The 18761-nt window shown below is 33.2% G+C and carries 22 protein-coding genes; 1 reads left to right on the top strand and 21 read right to left on the bottom strand.

Annotation, left to right across the window (positions count from 1 at the left end; translation table 11 throughout):
* Positions 1-103: 103 nt before the first annotated feature.
* The 15 genes from AAGU07_RS04045 to AAGU07_RS03975 form a co-directional block, all read right to left on the bottom strand.
* Positions 104-235, bottom strand: coding sequence for a DNA-directed RNA polymerase subunit P (locus tag AAGU07_RS04045; protein ID WP_048079940.1), 132 nt, complete (start codon positions 233-235; stop codon positions 104-106).
* A 263-nt stretch (positions 236-498) separates the two neighbouring features.
* A complete protein-coding gene (gene rpl37A / locus AAGU07_RS04040) occupies positions 499-771 on the bottom strand; it encodes a 50S ribosomal protein L37Ae (protein WP_342457917.1) in 273 nt (90 codons plus the stop codon).
* Positions 772-800: 29 nt separating this feature from the next.
* Complete coding sequence (gene rrp42, locus AAGU07_RS04035) at positions 801-1592, bottom strand: exosome complex protein Rrp42 (RefSeq protein WP_342457916.1); 792 nt, start codon at positions 1590-1592, stop codon at positions 801-803.
* A complete protein-coding gene (rrp41, locus tag AAGU07_RS04030) occupies positions 1585-2304 on the bottom strand; it encodes an exosome complex exonuclease Rrp41 (protein ID WP_342457915.1) in 720 nt (239 codons plus the stop codon). The genes rrp42 and rrp41 overlap by 8 nt, the downstream gene beginning before the upstream one ends.
* Before the next feature lie 6 nt (positions 2305-2310).
* Complete coding sequence (gene rrp4 / locus AAGU07_RS04025) at positions 2311-3027, bottom strand: exosome complex RNA-binding protein Rrp4 (RefSeq protein WP_342457914.1); 717 nt, start codon at positions 3025-3027, stop codon at positions 2311-2313.
* 150 nt (positions 3028-3177) lie between these two features.
* On the bottom strand, positions 3178-3873 hold the full coding sequence (locus AAGU07_RS04020; RefSeq protein WP_342457913.1) for a ribosome assembly factor SBDS: 696 nt from the start codon (positions 3871-3873) through the stop codon (positions 3178-3180).
* 2 nt (positions 3874-3875) lie between these two features.
* A complete protein-coding gene (psmA, locus tag AAGU07_RS04015) occupies positions 3876-4649 on the bottom strand; it encodes an archaeal proteasome endopeptidase complex subunit alpha (protein ID WP_342457912.1) in 774 nt (257 codons plus the stop codon).
* Positions 4650-4857: 208 nt separating this feature from the next.
* Positions 4858-5229, bottom strand: a complete 372-nt coding sequence (locus AAGU07_RS04010; RefSeq protein WP_069583265.1) for an Rpp14/Pop5 family protein — start codon at positions 5227-5229, stop codon at positions 4858-4860.
* A gap of 1 nt (position 5230) precedes the next feature.
* Entirely contained in the window at positions 5231-5908 is a 678-nt protein-coding gene (locus AAGU07_RS04005) for an RNase P subunit p30 family protein (RefSeq protein WP_342457911.1), read from the bottom strand.
* Positions 5909-5910: 2 nt separating this feature from the next.
* Positions 5911-6333: an RNA-binding protein gene (locus AAGU07_RS04000; RefSeq protein WP_342457910.1), complete on the bottom strand. Its 423-nt coding sequence runs from the start codon at positions 6331-6333 to the stop codon at positions 5911-5913.
* Positions 6334-6375: 42 nt separating this feature from the next.
* Complete coding sequence (locus tag AAGU07_RS03995; protein WP_342459337.1) at positions 6376-6921, bottom strand: 50S ribosomal protein L15e; 546 nt, start codon at positions 6919-6921, stop codon at positions 6376-6378.
* 354 nt (positions 6922-7275) lie between these two features.
* Positions 7276-7509 (bottom strand): hypothetical protein, encoded by a 234-nt coding sequence (locus tag AAGU07_RS03990; RefSeq protein ID WP_342457909.1) that lies wholly within the window; start codon positions 7507-7509, stop codon positions 7276-7278.
* A gap of 498 nt (positions 7510-8007) precedes the next feature.
* Positions 8008-8217, bottom strand: a complete 210-nt coding sequence (locus AAGU07_RS03985) for a hypothetical protein (protein WP_342457908.1) — start codon at positions 8215-8217, stop codon at positions 8008-8010.
* A 447-nt stretch (positions 8218-8664) separates the two neighbouring features.
* Positions 8665-10287 (bottom strand): histidine kinase N-terminal 7TM domain-containing protein, encoded by a 1623-nt coding sequence (locus AAGU07_RS03980; RefSeq protein WP_342457907.1) that lies wholly within the window; start codon positions 10285-10287, stop codon positions 8665-8667.
* 143 nt (positions 10288-10430) lie between these two features.
* Positions 10431-10778: a carboxymuconolactone decarboxylase family protein gene (locus AAGU07_RS03975; RefSeq protein WP_069583258.1), complete on the bottom strand. Its 348-nt coding sequence runs from the start codon at positions 10776-10778 to the stop codon at positions 10431-10433.
* A gap of 464 nt (positions 10779-11242) precedes the next feature.
* Here AAGU07_RS03975 and AAGU07_RS03970 point away from each other — a divergent pair, with 464 nt between their 5' ends.
* Complete coding sequence (locus AAGU07_RS03970) at positions 11243-11428, top strand: hypothetical protein (RefSeq protein WP_342457906.1); 186 nt, start codon at positions 11243-11245, stop codon at positions 11426-11428.
* Positions 11429-11727: 299 nt separating this feature from the next.
* Here AAGU07_RS03970 and AAGU07_RS03965 read toward each other — a convergent pair whose 3' ends face one another.
* From AAGU07_RS03965 to cbiM, 6 genes are all read right to left on the bottom strand, one after another.
* Positions 11728-15159, bottom strand: coding sequence for a PAS domain S-box protein (locus AAGU07_RS03965; RefSeq protein WP_342457905.1), 3432 nt, complete (start codon positions 15157-15159; stop codon positions 11728-11730).
* 319 nt (positions 15160-15478) lie between these two features.
* A complete protein-coding gene (gene ribC / locus AAGU07_RS03960) occupies positions 15479-15937 on the bottom strand; it encodes a riboflavin synthase (RefSeq protein ID WP_342457904.1) in 459 nt (152 codons plus the stop codon).
* Positions 15938-15953: 16 nt separating this feature from the next.
* Positions 15954-16793 carry an ATP-binding cassette domain-containing protein gene (locus AAGU07_RS03955; RefSeq protein ID WP_342457903.1) on the bottom strand — a complete coding sequence of 280 codons (840 nt, stop codon included), beginning with the start codon at positions 16791-16793 and terminating at the stop codon, positions 15954-15956.
* Positions 16794-16844: 51 nt separating this feature from the next.
* The gene (cbiQ, locus tag AAGU07_RS03950) at positions 16845-17624 is read right to left on the bottom strand and encodes a cobalt ECF transporter T component CbiQ (protein ID WP_342457902.1); all 780 of its coding nucleotides are present in this window, start codon (positions 17622-17624) and stop codon (positions 16845-16847) included.
* Positions 17625-17642: 18 nt separating this feature from the next.
* Positions 17643-17996, bottom strand: a complete 354-nt coding sequence (locus tag AAGU07_RS03945) for an energy-coupling factor ABC transporter substrate-binding protein (protein ID WP_342457901.1) — start codon at positions 17994-17996, stop codon at positions 17643-17645.
* Entirely contained in the window at positions 17996-18694 is a 699-nt protein-coding gene (cbiM, locus tag AAGU07_RS03940; RefSeq protein ID WP_342457900.1) for a cobalt ECF transporter S component CbiM, read from the bottom strand. The genes AAGU07_RS03945 and cbiM overlap by 1 nt, the downstream gene beginning before the upstream one ends.
* Between the last annotated feature and the right edge of the window lie 67 nt (positions 18695-18761).

The raw sequence follows: 18761 nt of genomic DNA, 5'->3' as shown, positions 1-18761 counted from the left end.
ACATATTTTGCGTTTAAAACATGACTCAGGTCCTGACAAAATGACCTAGTCCTACTTGATGGTTTCCGTGATGTTGTTATCAGCATTTAATACCTTTATAAATTTATCTTGCAGTTACATCTTTTTTAACTGGTGGAATTTCCTTAAAAAGAATTCTGTACCTGCATTTTGGACATTTTGCTTCAGTATACCCTTTAAGATCAACTAAAGTTCCGCATTTTGCACATTTGTACAAAGTATAAACCCCCAAAAAATTTCTTATTTTTTGGCTTGTAAAAATCGTAGATTTTTACTAACCCCAAAATTTTTTATCAAAAATTTTGTCGTACCAAAATAGAAAATTTTGATAACTTCAAATTATTTTCTATAATTTGAGTTCGAAAATTCTGCGAATTTTCTCAACTCCAAAAAATCTTTTTAATATTTGGCTTGTAAAAATCGTAGATTTTTACTAAATCCAAAAAAATTTTTTAAAAAAATATTGAGTTCAGGAAGAGATTAACTTCCTTCTCCAACTATCCTTTTGATGTTTCTTGTAGCTGTTTTAGCCATTGGAGTTTGTGGAACGTATGCGCCGCCTGTAAATACAGCTCCGCATTTTTTACATTTCCATATGCCTGCGCTAATTCTTTTAACACCAATTCTATCACATTTAGGACATGTGTGGTCCTTTTTCATTTTTTCTTCTATACCTTTAACTGTTCTTTTGGCTTTTCTTCCATATCTTGCGCCAAATCTTCCAGTTACTCCTACTTTTTTTGTTCTTGCCATCTTAATCACCTTGTAAGTTTTTAAGTAATTTAGTGTAAATGTTCTCTAAGTTCTTTTGTTTTTTCTATAGTTCTGCTGACTGCGCCGATTACTTCTTCTTTTGTTAGTGGATTTTCTCCACCTTTCTGCATTGCGCAAATACTGCCGTCTTCTCTTACTCCAATTGAGATTCTGGCATCCATGACATTTTCTTCCTCAAGTGAGGGATCATTAATCAGTTCACCATTTATCTTTGCAAATGTACACATTAAAGGTTTTTCTTTTATAGGTAATGCAACAGGATTTTCTTCATCTAAGACAATTTTATCATCTTCAACGGTTGCATTTGGTATCTTTGCACTTGTAAGTGCAGCAACACTTCCTAAAACTGCAGCGTCCATTAAATTACCATCATAATCTAAAACATGGATATCTACAAATATCATCCATACTTTTTCACCTTCGATTATGCACAATTTTTCAAGGTCTAAAATTTTACCTTCTCTTAAACAGCGGTCTGTAACTCTTGCAAGTTCTACAGATCTTTCATCAGGTGGGCCTGGTTCAAATGATGGTGATGCCATTGGTAACAATTCAGAATTAGTCATTAATACGCCTACATTTGGTGTATCAGAAAAAGGATCGCCAAGTTGAGGTTTTATCCCTACTATTAATTGAGTGTTACCTATTTTGACCCTTGCAGATCCTTCAGCTTTTTCAATTACTCCAACTTCAACAGATATGTCCCTGTATTCATCTATTGATCTGCCGTCTGCACGTTCCTTATTTTCGATAAGTTCTACTATACTTTTTCTTGTAATTTCAGGAACTATATTAACCATTTTCTTCACCATACCTATCTTTAATGGCATTCTTCTGCGCTTCACTGATTTGTTTACATCCTTCAATTGCAAGATCTACTGCTTTACCAAATTCATCCGGTGTCATATGTCCATCCATCTGGAGAAGGCTTATCTCACCAGATCTTGGCATAATAGCAATAGGTAAATCAGCTTCACCTTCTTTATCCTCATCTTCTGAGAGATCCAGTATTACATTACCATTAGCCTTTCCAGCTGCACAGGAAGCAACTAAATCTTTCATTGGTATTCCTGCATCTGCTAGAGCTACTGAAGCGGCAGTTATTCCTGCACATCTTGTACCACCTTCAGCTTCGAGGATTTCTATAAATACATCAATTGTTGATCTTGGGAATTTTTCTAAAAATATGGCAGGTCTTAAAGCGTCTGCAGTTATTTTAGATATCTCAACAGATCTCCTGTCCGGTCCTGGCCTCTTTCTTTCTCCAACCGAAAATGGTGCCATATTATACCTACACCTTATGACTGCCATGTCCGGCCTCATTATACGTCTTACATGTAATTCCCTTGGACCATAAACAGCAGCAAGAATTTTATTGCCGCCTATCTCAAGATATGCAGATCCATCTGCTTTTTCTAAAACACCTGCTTCTATTTTTAATGGCCTTAATTCATCGAATACTCTTCCATCTGCCCTTAAATTGTCATTATTGTTTGTTAAGATAATAATCACCCCTGTTTATTCATTTACATCTGGCTCAGGGACTTCTTCTACTTCTTCTATTTCTTTACCAAGAAGTTCAGAAAGCATGTTTCTTACTCTATCTGTAAGTCCAGAGGTGTGGGCCTGATCTTCTATCATATTTATAACTTTTTCGGCGACTCTTTCCATCTGCGGTTCGCCTTTAACCCATACCACACCATTTTGACCTACGATGATATCACATTTTGTTTCATCTTTTATCATGTTGATCATAGATCCTTTCTTACCAATGAGCCGTGGTACTTTTGTTGGGGTTATGTAGATTAAAATTCCACCTCTAAATTTGCCAAGTCCTCTACCTTTTAAACCCAGTTTTACCTTTTTAACTTCATCAACATCAACAACTCTTAAAAATAAAACATCGCCGACATTAAATGCCTTGTTTAAATCTCTCTTCTCTTTTCCAAAAACGTCTGAAGCAGGTAAAAATCCTGAATATGGGGAGTTTATGTCTAAATTCCACATTGAAAATCTTATATCGGTAACTTCACCAATTACAACGTCGCCTCTTTTTGGAATATATTTGCTCTGTAGGGGAATAACACTTATCTTTTTATCCCTTATAGCAACTAAACCAACAAGAGATGAACATATATTGTTACCTTCTTTAAACGTTCCTCTTCCTGTATGATATTCTTCATCTGCAAGAACATCACCTGGAACCACTAAAGCTTTATCTTCTACAAATATCACGTTCTGCCTCCTTTAAAGTGGAAAGCCATAAAATTATAGTGAAGTATCGTGTTTAAACTCTATCCCATGGCATTATGAAACAGATTGAAGATAAAAATTATATTCAATTATAAGTTTAAATAAATTAAGCTCTTCACTACAACGAAGTTATTATTTTACTATTTTGGTTTCCACCTGTCCGCCTGTAAGTTCGCTTAACTTCCTGTCAAAGCTCTCCTGTAGGCCACCAGGTACTTCAACCACAGCGATCCATGATCCGTCTTTTTGCCATTCCTCTTTTCTTGTTTTTCCAAAATCTGAAATTATGGAATATACTTTTCCTGCGTAATCTCCAGGAATTCTAATTGCTATATTTACATGTTCAAATCTTATTGGTATTTTAACACGAATGGCTTTAAGAACAATATTTACCTGTTCATCAACACTTTTAAATGGATCAATGTGAACTTTAGCCTCTTCCATGGCTTTTTCAATTCTTCTTGCAGGATGAGGAAGTTTTGTCTGTGGATTTATGGCTTCTCTTGTTATTTTTGCAATAATTTTCTTTCTTTTCTCTTCTAACATTTCTTTTCGCTGCTGGGCAGTTAACTGTACCTGGCCTTTTTTAAGTATTAAGGCTGCAGCTTCTAGAGGATCTGTACTATTAAAAGCTTTATTCATAGCTTCTTCAGATGCTTTATCTCCCTTCTTAACATCTTTGAATATTTCTTCAACAGCGAGTATTTCCTCTAGTGGTATGTCTTTGCCTCTTTTAAACTCGGAAGCAAGATCTGGATCTACTAAGATTTCAAAACGTTCTCCGTAGTATTCCAGACGGGCTATAACTGAATCTTCAAGAGTGACCATTTTTACTCCTCTTCTTCTTCTTCTTCTCCTTCTTCCTCTTCCTCCTTAGGCTTTCTTAAGAGAAGTTCTTCAACATATTCTTCTATTTCTTCTTCTGATAATTTTCTGAACCGTTTAGTTTCGAAATCTATAACTGCAATTTCTACACTTTCAGCGCTTGTTTTACCTTCAGTGGCTTCATAAACAGCATCTAATGCTAGATCAATAGCTTCATTTAATTTCATGCCTTCTTTGTATTTCTTCTCGAATTCATCCATTGCTATTTGTCTTCCAGCGCCTATTGCAGTTGCTTTGTATTCAATTAGCGCACCACTAGGGTCAGTTTCGAATAATCTGCATTCAGTTTCGGTTACTCCTCCAATTATCAAAGCTGAACCAAAAGGCCTTACTCCCCCGTGCTGGGTATACATCTGTTTCATATCGCATATTTTTTTAGCTAAACTATCTACTCTAATTGGTTCGTTATAGGTTATTTTGTTAACCTGAGATTCTATTCTTGCTCTCTCAATTAAGGCCCTTGCATCAGCTACAAGTCCGGAGGTCGCTGCACCAATATGTTCATCAATCTGGAATATCTTTTCAATTGATTTTGGTTCAACGAGTTTGCTGGTAGGTCTTTTATCAACAACCAGTACGATACCTTCACCTGATTTAACACCTAATGAAGTTGTACCTCTTTTAACAGCTTCTCTCGCATATTCAACCTGAAAAAGTCTTCCATCTGGGCTAAATACAGTTATAGCCCTATCATATCCTGCTCCTGGCATCGGTTGCATATATATACCTCTCTATTATTTTTCGATCTACTAAATGAATTTAATTTCTAAATATAATTTATATTAGATTTAATACTTTACGTATATGTATTTATTTATTAAATTAATTAAAACTACTCATTTAAACTCAGTTTTAGATATAACTCAAAAGGGCAATAATAGCGAATTTAAACGAATTCAGATTTAAATTAAAAACTATTTATTTATGTTATTTTTCTAGTTTAATAAACTTTTTTATTCCGGCTTTGATTGTTCCGGAAATACCGATGGTATGAAAGACTACTCGTTTGCCTTTAAATTTATTTACAAGCAAGATCGCCGCTCTTACTGAACTTACTTCTTCTCTATTACACTGGAGGATCCCTTTAATTATATTTTTATCATCAGATGATTTAAGGGGCCAGATCCTCATAACCCACAGATCAAATTTACTTGTCTTACATTCGCCGTGGAAATTCAATGAAGATTCCCATACCAGTGAGATAACGTCTTCTTTATCCAAAGGTACTTCTGATACAGCTTCAAATGAGATGTATCTTTTATCATTCCTGAGTGTAGGGGGCAGTATTTTAAGCTTCATCTTAATCATCCTGTTCTATAGTTCTAGCCCCTTGTACTATAACATTTTTCCTTATCATGCTTCGTTCTATTATATCTGCAGGATTTTTAGATAATGAACTTATAATTTCGTCATGGGTCATTTCCATGCAGCCTGCAAAGGCAGTTATATCTTCAGGAGTCCTAAGATCATATATGGAATAAGCATTACTTGTAATTATTAGTGGAAATTTAAATTTTCGCTGGAGCTTTAAAATTTGCCTGAATTGACTTAGAATTTTTGCTCTTAGTGATAGGCGTGTTTTAATCACCTGATTAATGTTGAGTTCAATTGCAACATTGTTTTCTGAGGCTTTCTTTGCAAGCACGTGGTTTATTCCACTGTCTCTTCTATTTTTGTAGGGATGTGCCAGTATATCTACCCGTGGATCTTCACATGCAGCCCTATTTATCTTTATATCTCCGCCGTTTACTATTAAAACTTCGTTGAGTTCTCTAAATTTTTGAACTTTCTTTCTTAAATCTTCTGGATTTTTTGCATATATTTCAACACCACTGAAGACTTTAAAATCATCTTGAGGGTTGATATTGGCGGTTTTATTATAATTTTTGGAAGATTGTACAAGTGCGATTCCGCTGTATCCTAGCCGTTTGGCTTCGCGAGCTAAATGGGTATTGTGAACATGAAAATCAAAAAACATAATTATACACCAAGAATATCCCTTGCAACTTCCATTGCGTTTTCTTTTTTTGCAGGATAGGCAGCTATATTTATTTTAACGTGTATTGCATCTCCATGTTTTATTATCTTTAAATCTCCCAGATATGCTCTCTGTTTATCAAATCTTAAGAACAAATTTCCCCGCTCATCCATTTTATTTTCCAGTTCACTGCGAAGTTGTTTTTTACTGGATTCGTCAATTTCTTCTAATATATGGATAAAATTTTTAATTTCACGGTTTTTGGAGATTTTATCATGTAATATTAAAACAGGATTCTTAAAATAGCCTTCTGTAGTATCAGTTTGAGGATGAGAATTGGGAAAGAGAGTTTGAACTGCTCCTTTCACCTTTTCCTCATTTTCTGTTCCATAAACAAATACACGATATGAAATGTTATGGATCATGGATATTTTTCCTTTATTTTGCTAAAAAAAATAATTTAAGGCTTATCTTGCCTTTTCAGCGCCTTTACCTTTTCTTCGAAGTCCACGGGTTTTTTTACCTTCACTTGTGAGTCCACGAAGCGCACGGCTTGTGTGCTGGTTTTCACAGATCCAGTTTATGTTTTTATCCGCTTTAATTGATGGACTGTTTGGATCAACTAGTATGACTTCAAAAAATTTGAATTTACCGTCTTCCCATACCCAGTATGAGTTTAAAACTTCTAAGTTAGGGTATTTTTTGGCTACTCTTTCTTCTGCTATTCTTTTAATGGATTTTGCAGGGGTTATCTTGTTGACACCTTGTCTTTTAGGTTTTCTACCGGCGGTGAATCTTGTTTTTCTGCTCCCACCTCTCCTAACTCGGGTCCTTACAACAACATATCCTTTTTTAGCTTTATATCCTAAAGACCTTGCTCTGTCGAGCCTTGTAGGTCTGTCTATTCTCTGAATTACGCTTTCCCTTCTCCACTGTGGAGCTCTTTGTTGCATAAGCTCCTTGACGAAGGAATCGCTTGGATTTTTCCATGCGTCTCTTATATATTTATACATTAAAACACCTCTTTTGTTCAGCTTGCGCCACATCCATGGGATTATTTCCCAAAAAAAGTTGTTTTCACCATTGGTGATGATCAATTATTAGAATAAGTTAGTATAAAAAGGTTGTGCTTTAAACGAAAATTAAAAGCGATCATGTATGGATGATTTTATTTATTTTCAAGATATAAATTTATCGTTAAAAAGTAGAAAAATTAACTATTAAGTTGTTATTTCAAATGATGATCATTGGGTTGTATAAAAATGTTGTGCTTGATAAATTAGATTCAAAAATGATTATAATGCCGTCTATTTATTTAATTTTGTAATTAATGAGTTTTTTTTAGAAATAAAATGAAAAGGGATTTATTATACTGCAGATGTATGTGGATCTGATTTTGCTCCATTATATGCGTCATAAGCAGCATATATGGCAAACAGGAATGATATGATAACAATAGAGGGGCTTACTGTGAGGAATAGTATGTATAATATAATTTCTATGGCTAAAAATATTATTCCTTTTTTAACTTCACCGGATACTATCTGGCCTGTTCCGGGGATTATTAAAGACATTAATGCGGCAAGTATTGCATTTACCATTTGATTACCTCCTTACTGTATTAATTATATTATATAATTTATTATTTAAATCTTTCTAAAAATTATCAAAATTAGGCTTATTTTGGCAGGTAATATAAAATAGGTACATTAGTACTTAATAAAAAAATATATTAGGGCTTAAATCGGCGAAAAATAAAGTATCAATCTATTAAATATTTTTTCACTTAATAATAGGGGGATAATCTGTATTTTATTAGTTAATTCCAGGCCTATATTGAATAAACAATGTTTTTTAAGCAAGTTATTTTAGAAGAATTTATTTGGATATGTCTGACACCATGTATTTATATTCCATTACCTTAAAATAATATTTAAAGAATAATTGGATTTTAATGTGATTCCACTATTTCAAAGAGTGAATATTTATTTTCTATTTGTTTAAAGATAGATGTATATCTTATTTTAAATTGTAAAAAAAATGAAAATAGATGTATCGATTAATTAAAGATATCATTATTTAAGAATATAACTTAATATTTAAGCTTTTGCAAGCTGATATGCGTCGTAAGCGACATATATTGCGTATATGAAATATATAATGCTAATAAATAGGCTTACTGCGCTTAATATTCCTATTACAATTGCAATAACGAAAAATATTATTCCTTTTTTAGTTTCTCCAGCTATTATCTGCCCTAATCCAGGGATTATGAAAGACAATATTGCAGCGATTATTGGGTTTACCATTCTTTTTACCTCCTTCATGCGTATTGTATATAGTCTAATGGGACTGTATTTAAACCTTTGTAAATTATATAAAAAATTAGAGCTTATTTTAGTATAAAATAATTATTAAATACGTTATTAATTAATTAATTATTATATAAATTGATTAATAAAAAATAATATTATATTTGGTTTATTTCATGCTTTTTAGCAAATTATATTTGTTATAAGTAAAATTTATAAAATTATTTTTATATATTATTTCAAAGGGAAATTTATTTTTTGAAATTATTTTTGCATTATTAGTGACAATTATATAGTTAGTGTTCGTTAAATCTAATGCTATTTGAAAATAATGGATTTGATTTTAACAGTTCAAAATGATAAATATTCATTTTACTCTTTATGAAATGATAAAAAAAGCACTGATCCAAAATCTAATTGAATATAAAATAGCCTAAAATAAATTTAGTTTTTGACTTCAAATGTAATTTCAAATTTAGTTCCATTTGCTGTATCTAGTTTAACATCTGCTCCTATTTGATCAGATAAACTGTATATTAATTTTAAACCTAAAGAATCTGAATTTTCGTAGTCTAAATCTTCTGGAAACCCTATTCCATTATCACTTACTATTAAACTGTATTTACTACCTTTTAAATAAGATTTAACTGTTAATATCCCATTTCTACCTTTAGGAAATGCATATTTTAAGCTATTTGAAATTAGCTCATTAAGAATTAATCCGAGGGGAATAGCTGTATCTATATCTATGGTGACATCTTCAGTGTCTATGTCTAATGTTATTTGATCGGGATTGCTCACATAGCTTTTGAAAATATCCGAAGCTAAAGTTTCGGGATAATCTCCGAAATTAATCTTTTTAAGGTTATCATGCTGGTACAAACGCTGATGGACAAATACCATTGATTTAATTCGATTTTGGCTCTCTTTAAAAATCTCTAAAACATCTTTATCGTTTATATGCCGTGATTGTAGTTGAAGGAGGCTCTGTATAATCATGAAGTTGTTCTTGACTCTGTGATGAATTTCCTTCATCATCAGATCTTTTTCTTCCAGTGATTTTTTTAATTCATCTTCAAGTTTTTTGCGTTTATTTATGTCCTGAATTATTAGCAAATGTCCCTGAAATATATCTTCATCGTCATATATGGGGGTAATCTGAGCTTGAATCCATTGATTTAATGGTTCTCCTAAAAATACCTCTGATTCGGACTTACGTGCCATGTAAACTGATTTAAGTTCTTCAAATTTGCCGAAAACTTCATCTGCATTCCTGTTAATATCTTCAGGGCTTATGCCTATTAGACTGGCAGCAGAATTTACTTCCATTAACTTTTCATTATCATCAAAAACCAGAACACCGTTGACCATATTTTTAAATAGTATTTTATGGGCTACTGGAAGAATATCCAGGAAATGGAACCTGAAAATACTTAAAGCAAGCAGCATTCCAGCTATGACAAGTGCAAATGGGGAGAAATCTAGCCCTACAATGGGGAGAACGTGAAATGCATAAAGGCTGCTGAAAATTAATGGTATTAACCCAACCATTATTAAAATGGAAATCTGTTGGCGATACTTTCTAGAAGACTTTATTAATGTTTTAATTAAAATAATTAGTCCTATTATAGTCAGGGAGAAACTGTATATCATGTTGATGAAAAAAACAGGGCCGTGTTCGTAAATTAAAACAGCTCCTGGCTGGCTGGAAGTTGGGATTATATTTGGCCACAGCAATCCGTGCCATTCATTTGTAAATGCCATAATTATAATGATAGATGGTATCAAGAAAAGAAGCCTGATGTAGGTAGGTTTTAAATATTTCTCATAATTAGCATAGTTTAATACAAATATAAACCAGAGAGGTGCAACTGTAGCTACTCCAAAGTAAGTAACTTTAACCCAGAATACCTTTGCCCATATTGCAATGCTGAAAAATTCCATTCCTGCCCCAAGGCACCATAAAAATATGGATATCATGAAAAAAATGAAGTAAGTATGTAATGTAGATGAACGTTTTCTGTAACTGTAAATACCTAAAGATAAAATTATGAATGCGCTTACCATTAGTATGACGCCATAGGGGGAATACTGAAAGTTCATGATTTTTCTTTAGTACTTTCTAAAATAAGTTTATTGGTGTTAATCTGCATCAATATCTTATTAAAAATAAATAGAGGATTATTAAAAATAAATTTGTTTAAAAAAAATCATTTAATACATTTTACCATTTCAGGGTCTTCAAGTAATTTATACAGTATTGCAACCGATTTGGTAAACGCTGGTTTTCCTGCAGTTAAAAGAACAACCCTTAAAGCGTCCATTATCTCATCTTTTGTAATTCCGAGTTCTTTCATTCCGCTTACCATTTGTTTTCTTATTGCCCTATCATCAGAAGCTGCTGCATTTACTGCTATGGCTATTAACTTTTGAGTTTTATAATCTATGGTTTTACCTGTATATGCGGCATTATTTAAATGTACAATTGCTTCATAAAGGTCTGGATAATCTTTTTTAATATGAGGCATTCCTTTGCTGAAAAATACTTCTTCTTTCATTTTTTTCATCTCCATAATTTAATTTAATCCTTTATTTTTTAGATACAATTGCTTTTTAACTCACTTAAAGTGATATATGTTAATGTGGCCTTAATTTTCGCGTTGAAGCAGAAAATTTTAACCTGTTTTCGATATATAAATCTCAATCAAAGTATTATTTGATTTATTGAGATTCTACTCTTTTTTTTGTTTTTTCTCATATATCAACATGCTGTTTTTATTACATGAAATTATTGAAAATAAAATAAGTTAAATTAAGTATATAATCATCGAAATGAAATTATTTAACTCATTAATTTCTCAAAAAGGATAGAAAGAAACGGTATTCATTAGTTCCACTGACTTATATTTTTGTAATTATTGATCTATTTTTAAATAATAATTAATATAAATGACATGATACATATTAAAATAATAAAAAACTAAGTATATTTAATAACATGTTGTGGGTGAAATCTTGAAGTATGAAACTAGAAAATGTAGCTATTGTGGCAAATCCGGCAGGGGGAAATTATATAAAAAGTTACGCTCTGATTGGAAAATATGGATATGTCCAAAGTGTAGCAGAACTGAGCATATTAATTTGTATAATTAAATATTTTAAAAATAATGAAATTATAAAAGATGATAAAATTGAGCTTATTTTTTAATATAAAAATATCAAAATTTCTAAAATTGTATATAAATCTGTATTGATATTCTAAACCGTAAAAATTGTATGTAAAACCATACATTATTAATTTAGGTCAATATTATTGGATATTAATCTATCTCCTTTTAGTTATATTTTGATTTATTGAGTGCTGTGATACTATGATGCCTTCATTTATTGTCCTGGCACATACTCTTAAAACTAGTAGTTTTTTCTCTTTTTTGTATAGTTATTGTTTTAATTTCCATCTTTTTATAAATTAAACCTGTAATATTTCTTTCCACTAAAAAAAATGATTTAAATTCTTTTTTTATATTTCAATTCTTTAAAAGTAATTTTAAATTTAGTACCTTCTGATTTGTCTAGTTCAATAGTACCATCGACCTGTCTAACCAGGTTATTTACTAAACGTAGCCCTAATGATTCCGTATTTGTGAAATCTATATTTTCAGGTAAGCCCACACCGTTATCTGAGACTACTAATACTAAATTATTTTTTAATTGGTTAAGTTCAATCTGTATTTCATTAGAATTAGGGCCTGCAGTCTGGGGATCTGCAGATTTTTCATCTGTTGGTCCGCGAACGTAGCCAGCCGGAATTGAAAATCCCTCAAAATCTCCGATTTTGGGGCCGAGAAAACTACATTTTTCCCGGTTTTTATCTTCAAACCTGCGAACTACGTTCGCAGGATCTGCAAATCTATGATTTGCGGGTCCGTGGCCAGAGGCCACCGGAAATGCATGTTTTAGGCTGTTTGTTACCAGTTCATTTATTATGAGGCCGCATGGAATTGCAGTATTTACATTTAAAAAAATATTATCAATATTTTTATTTAATTTTATCATATATGGGCTGATCTTATAGGTTAAAAACAGGCTATCTGTTAGATCTTTAATATAATCTTTGAAATCTATTTTTACAAGGTTTTCTGAACTGTAAAGTTTTTCATGGACTATTGCCATAGATTTAACGCGATTTTGACTCTCTTCAAGGACATTCCGTGTTTCATAGTCCTTAGTGTAACCTGTTTGAAGACTTAAAAGGGAGCTTATTATCTGCAGGTTATTTTTAACCCTGTGGTGAATTTCTCTAAGCAGTATCTCTTTTTCTTCAAGTGACGCTTTTATATTTTCTTCGGCTTTTTTAAGCTGGGTAATATCACGTGCAGCGGCAAATACGCCTATAACGTTCCCTAATTCGTCTTTATAAACGGAAGCATTATATAAAACCGGCGTTGTAAAACCTGCATTATTTTTAATTTTTAATGGGTAATCACGCACTAATCCTTCCTGAAAAACTTGTTGATATCCCTTTCTGGCTTTTTCAGGTTCGGTAAAGTAGTCTGAAAAATCAGTCCCTATGAGCTGTTCTCGAGCGTAACCGGTTATAAGTTCTGTAGAGTTATTTACGTCAGTTATTTTTCCATCAGAACCAATAGTCACAAGAGGGTCTAAACTTGCTTCAATTAGGCTACGGTTATATTTACTTGCTAATCTAAGTTTTTCTTCAGCTTTCCTGCGTTCGGTGATGTCTGATATTAATGCTAAGGATTCTATATAATTGCCGTGGTCATCATGGACTTGTGTGACATCTATATTTACATGGATTTTTTTCCCGTCTTTTTTAATAAATTTAAATTCGTATAGTCCTTCAGCAATGTCATTGTAGTTTTTCACATGTGATTTAACAATTTTTTCATTTTTTTTATCCATAAAAGATAATAAATGCATCTTTAACATTTCATCTACAGTATAGCCCAGCATATCTGCCATTCGTGGATTTACAAAGAGGGTATTGCCTTCGGCATCAACTGACCAGATACCTTCATGGGCATTTTCCACTAACTGACGGTATTTCTTCTCATTTTCTCTAAGTGCTTTTCTTGATCTTTTCTTATCTGTAATATCTAAAAGAGAAATTACTCGATTTCTTGTATATGGGATTAATTCAATAGTTACATGGACATCCCTGATGGCACCCTGCTTATTTTGTAACTTAAGTTCATAGTTTTTTGGAGCCAGGATAGGGTCATTTTCCCTTATATTATGGTAGTTTAATAACCGTTGCATATCTTCTTCTACAACAAAATCTATCCAGCTTTTTTTACCTTCTATTTCTTCTTTTGAGTATCCTGAAAGTTTTTCACATTCCGTATTTGCAAGGGAAATAACAGTGTCTTCTCCAGCTATTAATGTTGCAGTCCCAGTATTTTCAAAAATAGTTCTGTAATATAATTCTGACTTCTGGAGCGCTTTTTCTGCTTTCTTGCGTTTAGTAATATCTGTTATAAATCCTTCCAAAGCAATTAATTTTCCTTCACCAGAATAGATACCTCTACCCTGTTCCCAGACGTATTTTTCCTTTAAATCTGCAGTGATTATCCTGTAAATAAGTTTAAATGGTTTGTTTTCTTTTAAAGCTTTTTGAATTGTACTCCAGACAAGTTGCCGGTCATCGATATGTATTAAATCTTCATAAGAAACGTTTTTATTCATAATGATGTCTTCTGGCTGATATCCTGTTAATTCTAAACAACCCTCACTTACAAATTCCATTGTCCAGTTAGGATCATTCATGCACCTGTAGGCAACTCCCGGTAAATTACTTACTAAAGTTTCAAAAGTACGTTGATTCTCTTTTAATTCATTCTCTATCTTTTTACGTTCAGTAATATCCCTTGCTATTATAATTCCTTTGTTATTCCCGTTACTATCGGTAAATAATTTGCCAGTAACATCTGTGAGAAATTTTGTTCCATCCTTTTTTAGGGAGTTAAATTCACTTTTAAATTTACCAGTAATGCTCCTTTCATTTATGGATGCATGTAATCGGGGATCCTCTTTATCAACAATACTTGATCTGCCTAATTTACGTAGTTCATCCTTGGTGTATCCATACATTTCTTCTGCAGCAGGATTAACATCTAAAATAGTGCCGTCCGGGCGTGTAAGGAATATGGCATCTGTACTATTTTCAAAAATTGAACGATACTTTTCTTCACTTTCTTTTAATGTATTCTCAACTAGTTTACGCTCAGTAACATCCAGTCCTATAACTGATAATTTTGATACTTCATCTTTTTCATCTAAAATTGGATAAATTCGGTATTCATAACTTTTACCGTAGCGTTCATCTTCAAAATAAGTAACTTTTTTAGCCTTAATGGCATTTTCAACGTACTTTTTTCTGTATGCAGCTATATGGTGCGGTAAAAGTTCGTAAATATTGGAGTCAACAACTTTACCTAAAGTTTTTTTAGTGTATTCATTTGTAAAAAGTATATTCCCTTTCAAATCTATTAGAAATGCTGGTTCATTGACAGCATTTAAAAAAGCATTTAAATTTTTGGTACCCTCTTTTAATTTTAAATCGTTGTAAAGAGCAGTTTCTATGGTGCTTTTAAGTTCAATGTCGCTAAATTGTTTTCTTATAATATAAACAGGCGGATTTAATTCTGCTTTCTCGAGTAACTGGCTGTCAGAATAATCTGCTAAATATATTATGGGATTATTAAAGTACTTCCTTATTTTGGAGGTCTCTATGTAATTTCCACTTTGATTAATATCAATTAAAATTAAATCAGGTTTCAGTTCTCCGGAATTTTTCACAGATTTTATACCATGTGATTCAATAGCAAGAACTGTATAACTTAAATCTTCGAGCTTAGACTTTATACTTATCTTTGCGCTATTTTCATCTCCAATGACGAGAATTTTAGCGTTTTTCATTTAGTCAGCTTTTAGATTTTAACATATAAAAACTTAGTTATGTCATTATCTTAAGAAGTTATTACTATTTTTATAAAACGAATTATCAATACTTTAAATTGACTAAACTATTTGATTAAAGAAATTAATAAAATAAACAGTATTTTTAAAATTTTAATGGTAATTTGGACCTTAAACAGGCCCTAGTTGAGTCAATATAAAACAATAAATAGGTACAATATCTGCAGTCAACCGGCGAATCGTAGATTCGTGGCCCGAAAAATCTCCGATTTTCACATGCTCAAAAATCTTTAATTTTAAAAGTTGATCAAAAACAAATTTAAACAGGCCCAACATCTGGGCGGCCTTCTCTCATACCCATTCCTGCCTCTTTTTGCATTGCATCTCTTTTAAACATCATTTTAACTAGATTCTGTGCATGTTCACGTGCCCTGTTTTCAGCGAGCTGTTTCAAGTCCTTTGGACTTTCTCCTTCATCTTCATGCACAAAAACTTCAAGTATATGTGTATTTGTCATGAGCTGGGCTTGTATAAGGCCAGTCGACGCTTCATGGGCACAAACTTTATCTTTTTCTTCAGGACCGGGCATTCCAAGAGCCATCACAATTTCACAGCCTTCTTCTTCTATTAATTTTTTTGATGCAACTGGTAAATCTTTAATTCCAGGTACTGTACGTCTTATGAATGTTATATTCCCGACGTGTTGTTTAATTTCGTCTATTGCATGAGCACCCATATCAACCCGTGCAAAAGTGGTATCGCAAATTCCTACTTTCATTTTATCACCACATTACTTAATCCTCAAAATGATCCTTTAATTTTTTTCTTGCTTCGCCTATAGTAAGGGGATATGGTTTATCAAAGGGTAATTTATCTTCCTTTTCCAGTATTTCCATAAGATGTGCAATTCTTGGAAGTCTTAAATTAGCCTCCCTTATGGTTTTAACATCTCCAAATACTTCTTGGGGATTTCCTTCTTTTATAATTTTTCCTTTACTTATTATATATACGCTGTATGCATAGAGCGGTACTAAATCAACATCATGAGTTGATATAATTATTGTCATCCCCTCTTTGTTTAATTCGTATAATATTTTAAGTATTTGGGAGGCCCCCTTGGGATCAAGGCCGGATGTTGGCTCGTCAAGCACCATTATTCTGGGATTCATGGCAAGTATCCCTGCAATTGCAACCCTCTTTTTTTGGCCTCCGCTCAAGTGATGGGGTGCTTTCTTTTTAAATTCTTCCATTCCCACACGTTTTAATGATTCATCAACCCGTTTTTCCACTTCTTCCTTGGATAAACCAAGATTCATGGGTCCGAAAGCTACATCTTCCACTACCGTTGGGGCAAACAGCTGATCATCAGGATTTTGAAATACTATCCCCACGTTCTGTCTTACATGCATCAAAGCTTTCTTATCATATTTTATTTCTTCACCCTTTAAGAGCACCTTTCCTGAGGTGGGTCTTAAAATCCCGTTAAAATGTAAAAATAATGTTGATTTCCCTGCACCATTTGGTCCAAGTAGTGCAATGATTTTACCCTCTTCCGCTTTAAAATTGACTTTTTCAAGGGCCTTTGTGCCATCTGGATAGCTGTATGCGATATCTTTTGTTTCAATTATATTCATCATTTCACCTAAAATGGAAATTCTGTATTTAATTAATAAAAGCTGTCAGGTTTATATAATTTTTAAACCCCATGTTAAATAAGTTCCAAGCAAAAGGAAGGATTCAAAGGATAATAGTAAAAGAATATTTTTAGTTCCTATATCTTTCCGGCTTTTGAAGGTTTTAATAGATCCTCCATAACATCTTGACTCCATTGTTATATAAATTTGTTCACCGCGCAACCATGTCCTTATAAAGAGATTGCTTGCAAGCATTCCCATAGATTTATAAGTCTTTTTGAGGCCGGAATATCCCAGTCTGGTTTCCTGGGAGTGGTACATGTTAATTGCTTCATCTAAAAACACAAAGATATACCGATACATAAGCATGGCAATTTCCACCACGATCTGTGGAATTTTAATATCTTCCAGTATCGAAAAAATTTCATTCATGGGAGTTGTAAGTGCCAGAAATGCCAGACAGGAAAAACCACCCATGATCCTTGCCATGGTAAGGAACCCCAGGTTAAAACCATCTGCAGTTACCGCAAGGTTAAATATTCCTAAGTTTAGAATTGCCGCACCTGTTCCAAAGAATATAGCCATAAAAACAAATGTTATAAACGCAAATGAAAATGGGACTGTAATGAACTTCAAATAAAATTTGGCAGGGATTTTAGCCTTAAATATAATTAAAAAAGTTACCAGAACAAATATGGTAAGGGGTATAACTGGTGAAGTGGATATAAGGCTCACTAACATGGTTAAAATTGCAAACAATACTTTAAAATATTCATTCACATTTTTAATGTTGTTGGAATGAGCATAATCATCTAAAGTGTGTTCAAACATATTCTCACCAAGAATTTATCATTTATTTTTATTTAATTCAACTTTATCCTGCTCATTTGCTGCAAGTTGCTTGTCCAGTTCTTCTTTTCTTGTTTTTGCCCTGCCTTTGTAGTACCCTAAAACGTATCCTATTATAAGCGCACCAATAGCAGCCTGTACTGCAAACAGGAGACTTTCTATCTCGCCACTCGGCGGTTCCCATATGGAACTAAACCACGGCTGATAACCTGTGGCTTCTATAGCCTGGCTTCCTTGATCATCAGAACCTGTAAAATAACCTTGATCTTCTCCTTTGCCGTTGTAAAGTGCAAATGGAACGGCTACAATTACAACGGCTAAAAGCAGTAGGGCAACAGGTTTTTTATCTACCATCAGGCCACCTCTGGTGATCTTTCTACAGTTTCTTCTGTTTTAGCGGGCCCTATAACTTTTAGGGTCCTTAGTATGTCAGGTCTAAGTTTTAGGATGTAGTCAAATATAACTACAGTTAAAAGCCCTTCAGCTATTGCAAGCGGTACCTGAGTGTAGGCGTATATTATTATGAATTTTACAAACGCTGACTCGAATGTGGGCACTGGAAATGCCAGCGAAAGTTGTACTGCAGTGGTTACATAGGTCAACCAGTCGCCGATAACTGCAGCTAAAAATATCCCTACAGATGGAGACCAGCCAACTTTTTGAACACCTTTGTAAACCAACCACGCTGCAAATGGACCTACAATACCCATGGAAACGATATTAGCTCCTAAAGTGGTTATTCCTCCGTGTGCAAGAAGCAGTGCTTGAAATATAAGTACAATTGCACCCAAAACGCTTACTGCTGCTGGCCCGAAAAGTACAGCACCTAAACCATTTCCTGTAGGGTGGGAAGTACTTCCAGTAACTGAAGGCAGCTTTAAAGATGATAATATAAATATAAATGCTCCTGTAATTGCAAGCAGCGGCTTGGACTCTGGGTGTTCCTCTGTAACCTTCTTAATCTGAATTACACCGTAAGCAACCACTGGTAACGCGATGATGTACCAGAACAGGCACCACTGCCACGGTAAAAACCCTTCCATTATGTGCATGTTAAAGTCTCCTTTACTTTTTGCAAATGCCTCAAAAACTCCCCTTTAACATGAATATCGATATATT

It is taken from the genome of Methanobacterium sp., from assembly GCF_038562635.1.
Classification (GTDB): domain Archaea; phylum Methanobacteriota; class Methanobacteria; order Methanobacteriales; family Methanobacteriaceae; genus Methanobacterium_D.
This window is presented reverse-complemented; position numbering and strand designations above follow the sequence as displayed.